The 14,169-nt window shown below is 47.9% G+C and carries 9 protein-coding genes; 2 read left to right on the top strand and 7 right to left on the bottom strand.

The window, feature by feature from the left end; all coding sequences use genetic code 11:
- Positions 1 to 36: 36 nt before the first annotated feature.
- The 6 genes from PAHA3_RS01220 to PAHA3_RS01195 form a co-directional block, all read right to left on the bottom strand.
- The gene (locus PAHA3_RS01220; protein ID WP_062833107.1) at positions 37 to 2,259 is read right to left on the bottom strand and encodes a Tex family protein; all 2,223 of its coding nucleotides are present in this window, start codon (positions 2,257 to 2,259) and stop codon (positions 37 to 39) included.
- Positions 2,260 to 2,798: 539 nt separating this feature from the next.
- Complete coding sequence (locus tag PAHA3_RS01215) at positions 2,799 to 4,988, bottom strand: alpha-galactosidase (protein WP_062833106.1); 2,190 nt, start codon at positions 4,986 to 4,988, stop codon at positions 2,799 to 2,801.
- Between the two features lie 235 nt (positions 4,989 to 5,223).
- Complete coding sequence (locus tag PAHA3_RS01210) at positions 5,224 to 5,574, bottom strand: type II toxin-antitoxin system PemK/MazF family toxin (protein ID WP_024630714.1); 351 nt, start codon at positions 5,572 to 5,574, stop codon at positions 5,224 to 5,226.
- A gap of 3 nt (positions 5,575 to 5,577) precedes the next feature.
- The gene (locus PAHA3_RS01205; protein WP_017690037.1) at positions 5,578 to 5,859 is read right to left on the bottom strand and encodes a CopG family ribbon-helix-helix protein; all 282 of its coding nucleotides are present in this window, start codon (positions 5,857 to 5,859) and stop codon (positions 5,578 to 5,580) included.
- Positions 5,860 to 6,119: 260 nt separating this feature from the next.
- Positions 6,120 to 7,307: an alanine racemase gene (alr, locus tag PAHA3_RS01200; protein ID WP_062833105.1), complete on the bottom strand. Its 1,188-nt coding sequence runs from the start codon at positions 7,305 to 7,307 to the stop codon at positions 6,120 to 6,122.
- Positions 7,308 to 7,703: 396 nt separating this feature from the next.
- Positions 7,704 to 8,903, bottom strand: a complete 1,200-nt coding sequence (locus tag PAHA3_RS01195; protein WP_062833104.1) for an outer membrane lipoprotein-sorting protein — start codon at positions 8,901 to 8,903, stop codon at positions 7,704 to 7,706.
- A gap of 249 nt (positions 8,904 to 9,152) precedes the next feature.
- On the opposite strand from PAHA3_RS01195, the gene PAHA3_RS01190 reads away from it, so the two are divergent.
- Complete coding sequence (locus PAHA3_RS01190; RefSeq protein ID WP_062833103.1) at positions 9,153 to 10,646, top strand: serine hydrolase; 1,494 nt, start codon at positions 9,153 to 9,155, stop codon at positions 10,644 to 10,646.
- A gap of 40 nt (positions 10,647 to 10,686) precedes the next feature.
- On the opposite strand, the gene PAHA3_RS01185 is transcribed toward PAHA3_RS01190, so the two are convergent.
- Positions 10,687 to 12,567, bottom strand: coding sequence for an ABC transporter substrate-binding protein (locus PAHA3_RS01185; RefSeq protein WP_062833102.1), 1,881 nt, complete (start codon positions 12,565 to 12,567; stop codon positions 10,687 to 10,689).
- 165 nt (positions 12,568 to 12,732) lie between these two features.
- On the opposite strand from PAHA3_RS01185, the gene PAHA3_RS01180 reads away from it, so the two are divergent.
- Positions 12,733 to 14,028 carry an MFS transporter gene (locus PAHA3_RS01180; protein ID WP_062833101.1) on the top strand — a complete coding sequence of 432 codons (1,296 nt, stop codon included), beginning with the start codon at positions 12,733 to 12,735 and terminating at the stop codon, positions 14,026 to 14,028.
- Positions 14,029 to 14,169: the final 141 nt, after the last annotated feature.

Here is a 14,169-nt window from a genome sequence, read left to right as displayed (position 1 = left end):
TCCCTGTCAGGGAAGGCTGTTCTCCAATCCTATTACTTAGGAAGACTGTTGCGCAGAAGCAGGCTTCTTCATCGTAAGGCCGACACGGCCTTTTTTGGTATCCACATTCATAACCCAGACTGTTACATTATCCCCAACAGACACAACGTCCATCGGATGTTTAACATACCCGTTGCTGAGCTGCGAGATATGGACAAGCCCGTCACTCTTAATTCCAATATCAACAAAGGCACCGAAATCAATTACGTTCCGAACTGTACCTTGCAGCTCCATGCCTTCCACCAGATCCTCAATCTTCAATACATCCGTACGGAAGATTGGCAATGGCATCTCTTCACGCGGGTCACGACCCGGGCGCTGCAAGCTGTCCAGAATATCACGCAATGTAGGCACACCTACGTCCAGTTTCACGGCCAGTTGCTCTGGCTGTTGCTCCGACAGTAACACCGACAATTCCTTGCTTCCCAGCTTGTCCAGTGCAACCTGAAGCTCCTTGAACAGCTGATCAACCACCTTGTAGGACTCAGGGTGAATCGGTGTACGATCCAGCGGATTCTCGCCCTCGCCAATACGCATAAATCCTACGCACTGTTCATACGTTTTGGCACCCAGACGCGGTACCTTCTGAAGCTGACGGCGGTTCGTAAACCGGCCATTTTCTTCACGGTACTTCACGATGTTTTTGGCAATCGTAGCATTAACCCCAGCAACGTATGACAACAACGAAGGTGAAGCCGTATTCACGTCCACACCTACATGGTTAACTGCGGATTCCACGACAGCCTTCAGGCTTTCTTCCAGGATCTTCTGGGATACGTCATGCTGATATTGACCCACGCCAATAGCTTTGGGATCAATTTTAACCAGTTCCGCCAGCGGATCTTGTACCCGGCGAGCAATGGAAGCTGCACTGCGCTCGGCTACATCCAGATCTGGGAACTCTTCTTGCGCCAGCTTGGATGCAGAATACACACTTGCACCTGCTTCGTTAACAATCAGATATACGAGACTTTCATCACCGTTCTCCTGAATAATCTCGGCAACAAACTGCTCCGTTTCACGCGATCCCGTACCGTTACCTATAACGATCAGTCCAATATCATATTGCTTGATCATCCGGTGGAATACTTCCGCAGCTTCACGTTTCTTGTTGTGTGGTGGCGTTGGGTAGGTCACAGCCACTTCCAGCAACTTGCCCGTATCATCTACTACAGCCAGCTTACAACCGGTACGATAGGCTGGATCGACCCCCAGCACACGTTTGCCATGAATCGGCGGTTGAAGCAACAGGTTACGCAGATTGGCCGAGAATACCGATATGGCCTGATTTTCGCCCTTTTCCGTGAGTTCTCCACGAACTTCACGCTCGATGGAAGGCGCAATCAGCCGCTTGTAAGCATCTTCAATCACATCACGCAGGATATCCTGCACGGCAGAAGCACCACGAATGATCTGTCCTTCCATATGGCGATGGGCCGGTTCTGCCTGTACGTCCAGGCCAACTTTCAGAATACTCTCACGTTCACCGCGATTAATCGCGAGAATACGGTGTGGAGGCATCTTTTTGGCTAATTCGCGGTAATCATAATAATTCTCGTACACAGACTCCTCTTGCGCATCCTTCGCTTCCGAAGTCAGCATGCCGTGATCCAAGGTGTACCGACGAATCCAGGCACGAATGGCAGCATCGTCTGCGATGTTCTCCGCGAGAATATCTTTGGCTCCCTGAAGCGCCGCCTCCGCATCTTCTACACCCAGTTCAGCATTGATATATTTCGCAGCTTCCTGGAGTGTATCTCCTTGTTTCGGTTGACCCCAGATCCATACAGCAAGGGGCTCAAGACCTTTTTCCTTGGCCACACTGGCACGTGTTTTCCGCTTCTGACGGAACGGACGATACAAGTCTTCCACTTCCTGCAGCTTCACAGCTTGGGTAATGGAGTTCTTCAGTTCTCCGGTCAGCTTGCCCTGTTCCTCTATAATACGGATGACTTCCAATTTGCGATCCTCAAGATTGCGCAGATAGACAATGCGTTCCTCAATTGATCGCAGCTGGTTCTCATCCAGCTCTCCAGTCATTTCTTTACGGTAGCGGGCGATAAATGGAATCGTATTGCCTTCGTCCAGAAGCTCCGACGTTGTGCGGACCTGCTTCAAGGACAGTGACAGTTCCTTGGCTACCTGTTTGATGATTCGTTCATGGCGTTCTGCCTTTATTGTTTCTTCATTGGGTTCCAGAACCGTTTCCTGTTCAGACAAAATAAATCCCTCTTTCCTTCCTGAATCGTTCGTTACAATCATTTCAGGGCAGCTTTGCTGCTGTAATTACAGTATAGTTGAACCATTTGTTTCTTCCACTCTACCCTATATTATCACAAAATCACGTCCAGATTTCCATCAATCCGCAAGCATACAAGTTCTGACAGAATGATGTCATCCTCCAGCCTTCCCCATTACAGCAAAAAAAGACCGAAAAACGTCCACACGACGCCCCCCGGTCTTTCCTTTTTTAAAACTTTAAATGCAATTGCAATCTAATAAGTGAAACTGCTCATTTACACGATAACGGAGAGGACAGAAAAAGCCTGAAAAAGCGAAGCTAAAAGCTTTCTGTAAGAAAGCTACTTCGAAAGTATACACTCGCCTAAAAGCTTTCTGAAAGAAAGCTACATCGGAAGCATACGCTATCTCCGGATTTTCCCTTTGAGAAAAGGGAATCAAAAAAAACTGTGGATAACAGCGATTGAAGGTTGTTCTGTCATCGTAGTATCCGTGTAAATAAAATGTAATTCACTTATCTAGACGCGCTCGAACCGGAACATTTCGCTCAGATAGTCTCCTGATGCACTGCCTACCGAAATACCGCCATACATCAAGGCATCGCCGGTAAAGGTCTCTGATCCGCCTTTCAGACGGTAATCCGCATTAGGGTCCAATCCTTTCAGCTTCAGGCGCTGAAGTGGCGCATTAGGCTCAGAGAGCACGCGGAAGTAGAATACAACAGCTTCGCTTCCGTCCGGTGCAATAAACATCCACGCTGTCTCATTGCCTTCAAACGGACTGAGCAAACGGCGGAATGTTCCATATTGAACCGTTCCACGGATCTCTTTGTACAGCTCAACCTGCGCTTTCACGATTTCGTTCTCTTCCTCCGTGAATTTCGTCAGATCCAACTCATACCCAAAGTTGCCCGACATTGCAACATGTCCCCGAATCTCAAGAGAAGTGATCCGGTTCACCTGATGATTCGGTACCGCCGAGATATGCGATCCCATCGAACTCACTGGGTACACAAGACTCGTACCGTATTGAATCCGCAGACGGGAGATCGCATCGGTGTTGTCACTTGTCCACGTCTGTGGCATGTAATACAGCATACCTGGATCGAAGCGCCCACCACCACCTGAACAGCTCTCGAACAGAATGTTCGGGAATGCCGAAGTGATTCGTTCCATGACGTCATACAACCCCAACATGTAACGATGCGCTGTCTCACGCTGTCTGTCTGCCGGAAGCAACGCAGAACCCACTTCCGTCATATTCCGGTTCATGTCCCATTTCACATAAGTGATTGGTGCCGAACCAAGTACATCTGTTAACATGCGTACAATCTCATCACGTACATCCTGACGAGAGAAGTCGAGTACCAGTTGCTGACGTCCTTCTGTCCGACGACGATCTGGCACATGCAGACACCAGTCTGGGTGCGCACGGTACAGCTCACTGTCTGGTGAGATCATCTCCGGCTCAAACCACAATCCGAACTGCATATCCAGACCTGTTACCCGGTTAGCCAGATCATCCAGACCCTGTGGCAATTTGTTCTTATCTACAATCCAGTCGCCCAACGAGGAATTGTCGCTGTCCCGGTGTCCAAACCAACCATCATCCAAGACAAACAGCTCAATACCCAGCTTTTGTCCAGCACGAGCGATCTGTTCAATCTTGTCCGCATTGAATCCAAAATAAGTTGCTTCCCAGTTATTGACCAGAACCGGACGTTCCGCATTGCGGAACTTACCACGTGCAAGACGCTCCCGGTACAGTTCATGGTAGGACTGAGACATACCATCCAGACCTGCATTCGAATATACCATAACCGTCTCAGGTGTCTGGAACGCTTCCTGTGCCTCCAGCTTCCAGCTGAACTCGAACGGATTTATCCCGAGCGACACACGGGTGGTGTGGAACTGATCCACTTCAGCCTGTGCAGTGAAGCTACCGCTATAGACGAGACTGAATCCGTAGACTTCACCCTGATCTTCATCTGTGCCTGGTGTCATCAGTGCAATAAATGGATTCTGCTGGTGACTGCTTGAACCACGACGGCTCTCAATCCCTTGCAAGCCTGAAGCAAGCGGTCTGCGAACGATATCACGTTCCCGTGTCCATGCACCTGACAATTGCAACAATTCATAATCCGCATGCGGGAAATCAACAGAAGAACTGAGCGCACGCACCACATTCACTGAGGTAGCGCTCTCATTAACGATACGCATGGAGCGTGTAATCGCATTAAATGCCGTAAAGGCTGTATAGGAAAGCTCAATTTTGATGCCTGCAACGCGGTCTTCCAACTCAATAACCAGCGTCTCTGCTTCTTCATCGGATTCAACATACGTTGCTGGTAATCCAGTAAGCGCTATCTTTCCTTTGACCAATCGATGGCCTGTATACGTAAACTCCGAAACCGTTGAGCCATTCTCAAGTTCCAGTTGGATTGCCGGATTACGGAAATCACTTGTGCCATACACGGGTAGTTCCACTGCCAATGTATCAAATGAAATCGTACGGTCCTCTGGTACCGGGTTCGGACTGAAAGATGCTCGTTCTGTACGAACATGCAACCAGCTCAGATCGGTGTCGCGTAATTTTTTGCCATAATACAAATGCACCAAATATCCTGAAGGCAGTACCTGAAATACATAACTGGCCTCACGGGTTTGTAAATGAAACTGAAGTTTCTCTTGATTGATGTAAATGCTCATATGTCTCCTCCACCTCTATATATAGGTCTTTCGGGTAAACGGTTTCTCAGGTTCCATTATAACGAAAAGATCGCCAATGTTCTACGCTTTCATCAAGCTTTAATCAAAAGAGCGTACAACAGCCCGAAGGATGCCATACGCTCTTTTGGTTACAGTCTGAAATTAGTGTGTTCCCTCACAGGAACATCCATTGCCAACGGACGGCAGGACAGCGTACAAGACGCTGGTTGCTGCCTTAAAAATCGATTAAACCCAGGCTGATCTGTAAGGCTTCGTTGACCAATTTCATGGTCTCCTCGTCCAGATGGGTAATCTTGTCAGTCAGCCTCTGCTTATCAATCGTCCGTATTTGTTCGAGCAAAATAACCGAGTCCCGGTCAAAGCCGTGTGCCGCCGCATCAATTTCTACATGCGTTGGCAGCTTTGCCTTCTGGATCTGGGCGGTGATAGCCGCCACAATACAAGTTGGACTGAACCGGTTGCCGATATCATTCTGGATCACCAGAACAGGCCTGACTCCACCTTGCTCGGAACCGACAACGGGAGAAAGATCCGCAAAAAAAACGTCACCACGTTTTACGATCAATGTCTACACCCCGCTAACTAAGCGGTCCAGAGTGCTGTCCGCATCTTCCTCCGCATGAAAGGCTTCGGATGCCATGGTCAGATTAATTTTTGCCATCTCCATGTATCCGCGCTGCATCGTTTCACGGATGTAACGTTTCTTACGCTCCGTCAAATACAGCTTCATAGCCTGCCTAATCAATTCGCTGCGGTTGGAATTCTCCAGCGCTACGATGCCATCCACTTCCTGCAAAAGATAATCAGGTAAACTGATCATGATCCGCTTGGTGTTCTGCAAGTTGGCCACCTTTCTTCCACCCCCACAAACCTTTCGCCATTGTGAACCAGTATTACGTTTTTCCAGAACTTTTATACAAAGGAATATATATGCCCCGAGTATATCAAGTATGCTGTACTCCATTATAAACACGGGGAACAATATTCGTACAGACCAAACATCTCATTTCAGGATTTAAATCCTTATCGTCATACATAATTCGAGATGCTCCGACAGTTTTCCTTCTGTTCTGAAAAAAAGTTTATTGGTAATGACGTCCAGTTCACCTGTCAGGATGTCAAAAGTGGATTGATTCTGGCGACTTCTGCTCCCCCACGGGTGTAGACCCGTGGAATGCGGTGCGCCATCATGCAGATCACTTCATAAGCAATCGTACCGAGCTGGATTGCCACCTCGTCTGCGGTTATAACGCCACCAGACTGATGACCGATGAGGACAACCTCTTCGCCGACTTGAATTTCTTCCGCTTCTTCCGCGAAAGATTGTAACGACACCATACACTGATCCATGCAAATCGTACCGACGACAGGAACGCGGCGGCCGCGCACAAGCACTTGTGCTTTACCTGTCAGCATTCTTGAGAATCCGTCTGCATAGCCGATCGGCAGGGTCGCTATTCGTTCATGCCCTTGTGTAACATAACGGGTTCCGTAACTGATCCCCCAATGGGGTGGCAGTGTTTTAACCAGAACCGCCTTCGTCTTCAGCGTCAATACCGGGGACAGCTTCACCACCTGATGATTCACCTGAGCCGAAGGATACAATCCGTACAGGCTGATTCCTACACGTACCATATCATAGGATAATTCCGGTGTATCAATGGCAGCGGCGCTGTTCGCCGTATGTATAATCGGGATGACACATCCCTGATCCCTGAGCGCATGAACCACGCTTTGGAACCGTCGATACTGCTCCAGTGTATAGGTTTTGTCTTCTTCATCCGCTTTGGCAAAATGGGTAAACATACCTTCCAGCATCACCTGATCGAGCGAGGCCACTTCCTCTATGAAAGCCAATGCCTCATCGCCAGGCAACAGACCTAATCGGCCCATACCGCTGTCGATTTTAATATGAACCTTCAATTGGTTAGCGAATGTGCTCGCATCCAGATGTCGAATGGCATCAAGCACTTCCCTGCTGAACAGCGTGATGGTCACATCATGTTTCCAAGCAACAGCGATCCCTTCCGGCGGCGTATAACCCAATACCAGAATTGGAATCGTAATCCCATGTTGTCGCAGTTCCAGAGCTTCGTCAAGAAAAGCAACACTTAAGTAATCCACACCCACTCGTTCCAGTTCTCTAGCCGTCTCCACCGCTCCGTGTCCATAGGCATTGGCCTTCACACAGGCGAGGAATTTCATGCCCTGAGGCAATGCCTCGCGGAAAGCTTCTACGTTAGTACACAAATGATCCAAATTGATCTCCGCTTCGGTCGGCCGATATTGTCCTTGCACGTTAAGTCACCTTCTCTAATCATCTTAATCCGGCTCACGTCAGACTCCATCGTAATGCTCCAGCATGTGACTGTCAAATGAACCGAAGTTTCGCATTCAAAAACAGATGCAAGGTGCGCCGTTTGAGGAACAAATGCGAACACAGAAGAAGACCAATAAGCGAGATTGGCAGGGCAAAATTTCACTTTCCACCCCAGCAAAAATCTGCTTATATCGATTATTTACCCGGTTCCCTATGTGTAGAAGCGCGTTTTGCATTATTGGGTGCTCGGAGTAAGAAAAAACAGTCCCAGATGTACACATGTCTCACATCAAAGCAAAGCACCGGAGAACGGGTCTCCGATGCTTCTTAGCATTCCTTATGTTTATGCTACTATTCGTTCATTTGTTCAAAAATCATTTGCCTGACTCTTCCTGCATCGATGTTGCAATGCGTACCATTTCGTTCTGAGGCAGGTCGGCACTGGTGATCCGATATTCTATGCCATCTGTCATCCATGTCAGAGTCTGCAATGCATCTCCGCTGATCATCCCCAGTGTGAATCCAAGATCCACTACACTGGATGGAGCAAGCGATACGGCTCGATCCTGTGGTCTGGCTTCAAATATTGTGTAATTATATGTTCCTTCATAACGAAGCATAACCGAGTAGTCTCCCGCTTCTTCCAGAATCTGATCATCCTTGAGCTGCACGCCTTCCGGTGCATAGGTCGGCTGAATCACGCCGAAGCTGTCTGCCCCTTCCGGTTCTGCAAGTGTCGGCTCTTCGCCTTCCTGACCTGTTGCAGCACCCTCTGTACCTTGCTGCTCTGTGTCAACACCTACACCCGACTGTCCATCCGTGACAGCTCCGTCTGGTTCTGGCGCAGTCTGAGGATTGGCAGGTTCTTTACCGCCCTCATTACCTGTTTGCTCCGCAGGAGCCACACCAGAGTCTGTTCCCGTTTTGCCGCCTTCTTCTGTATTGGCTGTCATGTTACGTTGCATGTCAAAGGCGTCTTTCTCAAATGCAGCACCGAATTTGAAGGAATCAAACTTCACATCCACGACCACATTGGCATTGGAGTCGGATACCTCCACCTGTTTCGGAGCGTAATCCGATTTGTTCAGCCAGATTTTCTGTCTGACGAGTGCATGTGTATTATAATTGGCAGCTACATCAAAAACATAGCTCTCCTTCTCATCCGCAAACTGACGGGTCGTATCCCCCGTAATGCTCCGAATCAATGTTTCGTAGAGATATACCTGTCCTTGGTTATCTGGCCAGTTGCTCTGGAAACGGAAGCTCTTGTTCTGGCTAGGCGTCAGAACAAACACACCCTCATCGTTACGCAAGACAATCTGTGTTACATCCTTTTTGGCATTGGTTAACGCAATACGATAATAGGAAGGCTTCTGATGCCATACCTCGACCTTGTACTGCTGCGGCGTATCTCCGGTATGCAGCGTCATCACGCCTGCCCCCTGGTAACTTTCCATCTCTCCTACGACTTCGTTCAGATCTTTGACCACAGCTGCCGCATCCTTCTTCCCGCAGGCGGCAAGCAAGACCGATAAGACCAATACCATGGCAAGCATCCATGATATTCGGCGCATGACATCATCCCCTTTAGCACATGTTTTCACTTCAGGATTGTGCTTGCAGCAGAACCCCTACTTGATTAGTACATGTCTATGAGGGACTTGTTCGATATATGCGGACTAGTTTGACAAGCATGCAGTGAAGTCAGTTAATACGGCATTGCTACGCAAAATCAGTCTCGGGTAGGATGTTAACTTTATCCAGAAAAGGCATAGTGGATTGTAGGAAACGATCCATTTCATTGAATATCGGGAGGGGAAGGTATGACGACAACTCAGCTTCGCGCATCACTGGAAGGACTGGATGAATTCATCGACGAGCAACTTCAACTATGGAAAGGTGTCGGCACAGCGGTGGCTGTAATCCATAAGGATGAAGTCATCTGGCAAAAAGGCTACGGGTACCGTGATCTGGAGTCCAAACTTGAAGTTACCCCCAATACGCTGTTTGCCATCGGTTCAAGTACCAAAGCCTTTACCGCAGCAACTGCTGCTCTGCTTGTGGATCAGGGGATACTGGACTGGGATGCACCTGTGAAGACCTATATGAAAGATTTCCGGATGTTCGATCCGGTGGCAACAGAACGTCTCACCATTCGCGACATGCTGTGTCATCGTTCCGGTCTTCCAAGACATGAGTTGGTATGGTACAACTCCCCACGTACAAGAGAAGAACTTGTTCGTACATTACAGTATCTGGAGCCGAATCAAGATTTCCGAAACAAATGGCAGTATCAGAACATGATGTACATGACGGCAGGTTATCTGGTTGGACAATTGAAAGAAAATTCGTGGGAAGAGGTTGTTCAAAAGTCTCTATTTGACCCCCTAGGTATGAACTCAAGCCTGTTCTCTGTCGATGAGATGCAGCTTCAGACTGACTATGCTTGTCCTTATATGGAACAGGATGGTCAGCATACAAGAATACCATTTCGAGCTATTGACGCTGTTGGCCCAGCTGGTTCCATTAACAGTAATCTGGTCGACATGATCGCATGGCTTCAGTTCCAATTGCATTCAGGAGAGTGGAACGGACAATCTTTGATCTCTAAGGAACAGATGAAGGTTATGCACAGTCCTCAGATGGCTTGTGATTCAGCATTCAACAGCAAAGAGCTGCCTGTTAGTACATATGGTCTGGGCTGGATGATTGAGCCGTATCGTGGGCATGCCATGATTCATCATGGTGGGGGTATTGACGGCTTTACGTCACAGGTTGCCTTTTTGCCAGAGGAGCAGATCGGGATCGTAGTAATGAGCAATACCAACGGAAGTGTTATCCCGTATACGGTTGCTTTTCATATCATGGACCGACTGCTTGGATTGGAGCCCGTTAATTGGAGTTCCAGAATGAGCAAATTAATGGGAAAAGAACCAGCAGAAACAGAGACTAATCCGGAGAATACTTCGGAATTATCTATTCACCCAGAAACTGCTGTTGAGCAAAACATTGAAGAACCTCAAGTTGCTCCGTTTGATCGTCCTCTCACCGCTTATGCGGGTATTTACACGCATCCTGGTTATGGCGAAATGTCCATTCAGGAAACAACGGACGGGTTGCAGGCAACCTTTAACGCGATCGAAATGCCTATGGAATACACCGGAAAAGATACGTTTTCGGTCGAATTCGTGTTATTCGGTCTGAAGGTCATATATACGTTCACCCTGAATGAATTATCAGGCGTCGCTCAATCCATCTCCATTCCTTTGCTGCTTGAGCCGGGTACGAAGCCTATTGAATTTACCAGAGTTTCGTAAATGAACACCTGATTCATTCCGTTGTGGTAGCCAATCCTACCTACCACAACGGAATATACACTGGATAACTCGTATCCTCTTCAGCGGTACCAGGTCTTCTCTTCACCCACAATCGGCGCAGATCAGGCAGACCATGTCCCGCAACATGATAACCACGCAGAGAAGAATGATGGGCATGTTCTTCCTTGAAGCTGTAGGTGGGCAGAAGCAGCGCCTCCTGAATCAATCGATCTTCCAACTGAATCAATCTATTCAACCGCTCCGCAGGTTCCTTAATCATGACAACGTGTCCACATTCCTGTTCCAGTTCATGTCTCCAGTAATCATTCATCGCAATCAGGAATAACGTGTTCTGGAAGGTATACATCGTCACGAGACTCAGCACGACATGATCATCGAAAACTTCTCCTGTATAGATCAGATCACAATCCCTGAATCCATCTTGATAGACTGCATGGACCGGGTCTCCCGGAATAATGCATATATGTAGACCAATCTGTTCACATCTCTCTGCAAACCAGATCATGTCCGCCTCCATCTTCTCTCCTTCTTCTACCCACAGAGATAACATTTGCCCATGGTAAGAGCTGCGACGTAATAATGCTGAGGCGCGCGCCAGCGAAGACTCCACGGAAAGTACTGGTTTAGCAGAACCATCCGGTTGCTTCGATTGCTGTTTCCACGGCACCCCTTGATCCGGTCTCTCCGTTAGATGCTGCTTCTGAACTCGTCCTCGAATCAGACTATAGGCAGCCTGCGTGTTCGTGCTCCCGAGCGCTTCCGACAACTCATGCGCATTCAATAGCTGTTGAACAGCCCGACGAAAATTCACATCATGCTGCGGCCCTTCCTTTTGCATATTAAACGTCATATACACACCGCCCTGCATCTCATGCTGTACGGCACGAGGTTGTGCATCCGGAAATAAATCATGCTTGATGATGGACTCCGCCTTTGCCGAGTGAGGGAGCTGCCACACTTCAACACGATCCACATAAGCCCGGCCTCTGAAATAGGCATTGAACACCTCAAGCACAAGCAGCTTCGAATCATGACGAGTCAAACGATAAGGTCCTGTTCCAATCGGATGAAGCGGGTTCATCTCCACATCTCTAGGCAGGATAGATGCACACATACTGCTCATCAGATCCGGGAACATGAAGTTTGGCTTATTCAACACAAAACGTACAGTCAGCTGGTCATACGCCTCTATGCTCTCAATCGAACCAAACAGCGGCCTGCAAGGGTTACTCCTGTCGGAGATAATGCGATTAAAGGTAAACTTGACGTCCTCTGCATCCAGAATCTTTCCATGATGAAAAGGTATGCCTTTGTGCAGATAAAAGGTCCATTCCCTTCCATCTGCATGACTCTCCCATGCCATAGCCAGACTCGGCTCGCAGACTTGACGTTCAGCATTATAGCGAACCAAACGATCGAACACCTCTGCAATGATGAAAACTTCTCCCCACATCGCCGTCTGCGTTGGGTCGAGAGTCTTAAACGGCGTATTTTGCGGAATCCGTAATGTATCCACTCGCCCTCTGGCCCCTTCGTTCGAACGCAGACCGAATTGATGCTGCATTTGCTGCATCAGATGTTCTCGCATCGTAATTGGTAAGGTGGAGACAAGTTCATAGGCGTCCTCGATCCTGTTCCCATTCAGGAGATGGTCATACCGTTCACGAACCACATGAAGCAGCGGGACGCAAAAGACAAGTATCGATTTTTTGCCTCTACCGCGCTGCGGGTTCCACATGACCCATCCGTTCTCTTTGAATTTGTTCATAATGAGGTTCATATTACGCATGGTACAGCACAAATGATGGGCGAGTTCACCTACCGTTGTATGTATTTCTTGTTCATCATGCACATGCAGAAAGTTCAATCGCAATTGAATGTAATGTTCTGATACGTCCATTTATGCCCTCCCTTCTCCTATGTTCTAAATTCTATCTTTCAACTACTTAGCTCCATCTACTAAAATACGAAATCCATTCGGTTGCTTCTACAGTTTTTCTTCAGGTTTTCCTCCATTATACTCAGTAACATCAACATGACCAGCGGGAAGGAAGAAGAACGACTTATGAAATACGCCGATTTGCACCCGAACATCAGGATACGCATCATTACTGATTTTTTCACCGATCTAACCCAGAAGTCCATCATTCCATTCATGGCAATCTATCTGAGTGTTCAGATTGGCGCAGGTTTGGCGGGCTTATTGCTGACGGTCAATATTGTGGCATCCATGATCGTGGGATTGTGGGCAGGATATTGGTCGGATCGAATTGGGCGGAAGAAATTAATGGTGATTGCACAAATACTGCAGGTAGTGGCTCTACTCTGCTTGGCCATTGCAAACTCGCCGTGGATGGATTCGATCATTGTCACTTGTCTCATGTTTCTGCTCAGCAGCCTCAGTTCAGGGATCACCGTCCCTATTGCTAATGCCATGATTGTTGATGTAAGCAGTGAACATGAACGTCATTATGTATATGGGTTGCAATATTGGACAACCAACGTAGCTGTAACCTTTGGCGCACTGATGGGCGGACTATTTTTCGAGTCATTTCGTTTTCTGTTGTTTAGTCTGGTATGTCTAGAAAGTATGGCTACCCTATTTATTTTGGTCTTTATGATTCAAGAAACAATAGATAAACGCACGTACAGTGTTACCGGTCAATCCAAGGATTCCGATCCATCCAACAGACTAATGGAAGCCAATGCTCCCATCCAGAGGAACATACTGAAAACGTACTGGGCGGTCTTTCAAGACAAACGTTTCATGATATTTTTTACAGCCACTGTACTTGCGGTCTCCCTGGAATTTCAGTTGGATAAATACATCGCTGTTCGTCTAAAAAATGAATTCACCGCCCAACTGTTCGGTTCAGATATCTCAGGTCTACATATGTTCAGCCTGATCATGGTCATCAACACTGTAATGGTCGCCTTGGTTGCCATTCCGTTCTCCAGATGGATCGGTCGCTTCCCGTCCCGATCTATCATGACTGTCGGTATGCTCCTCTATACCGCAGGTTTCACCGCACTCGCTTTTAGCAACTGGGCCTGGTTACTCATCTTATCCGCTATACTGCTTACCATTGGAGAATTGATGTACGCCCCTGTTCGTCAGGTCATGCTCGCGGGTATGATTCCCGATTCGGACCGTGCTGCCTACATGGCCGCTGACGGGTTGAGCTATAACGTGGCTGCCCTCCTCGGAAGTCTCGGGTTAACCATAGGAGCCTTTCTGCCTTCATATGCGATGGCTGGTCTATATGTACTCATGGGGCTTGGAGCGCTCGTCTTTTTCCGAATGTTACTTCGAAAGCCAGAGGAACAGAATGAACATCTGCCGTGTGCAGATGCATCTTGATTTCACTTTTCCTGCAACAAAACAATCATGTAAGGGAGCCCGGCAGGCTCTCTTTTTTATGCCCATTATCATCACATTAAAGTAAATTATCATAAACATTTTGTATATTATAGTTTACATTTAGACAAATATCATGTACAT

Origin of the sequence: Paenibacillus amylolyticus (assembly GCF_001570725.1) — a bacterium.
GTDB lineage: Bacteria > Bacillota > Bacilli > Paenibacillales > Paenibacillaceae > Paenibacillus > Paenibacillus amylolyticus_A.
The sequence above is the reverse complement of the archived record's forward strand: the minus strand, read 5'-3'. Positions and strand labels throughout refer to the sequence as shown.

Bases quoted from the DNA above. Each gene is read 5' to 3' on its own strand.
- PAHA3_RS01215 (WP_062833106.1), bottom strand. From the start codon at position 4,988: ATGAGCATTTACATCAATCAAGAGAAACTTCAGTTTCATTTACAAACC.
- PAHA3_RS01195 (WP_062833104.1), bottom strand. From the start codon at position 8,903: ATGCGCCGAATATCATGGATGCTTGCCATGGTATTGGTCTTATCGGTC.
- PAHA3_RS01190 (WP_062833103.1), top strand. From the start codon at position 9,153: ATGACGACAACTCAGCTTCGCGCATCACTGGAAGGACTGGATGAATTC.
- PAHA3_RS01185 (WP_062833102.1), bottom strand. From the start codon at position 12,567: ATGGACGTATCAGAACATTACATTCAATTGCGATTGAACTTTCTGCAT.
- PAHA3_RS01180 (WP_062833101.1), top strand. From the start codon at position 12,733: ATGAAATACGCCGATTTGCACCCGAACATCAGGATACGCATCATTACT.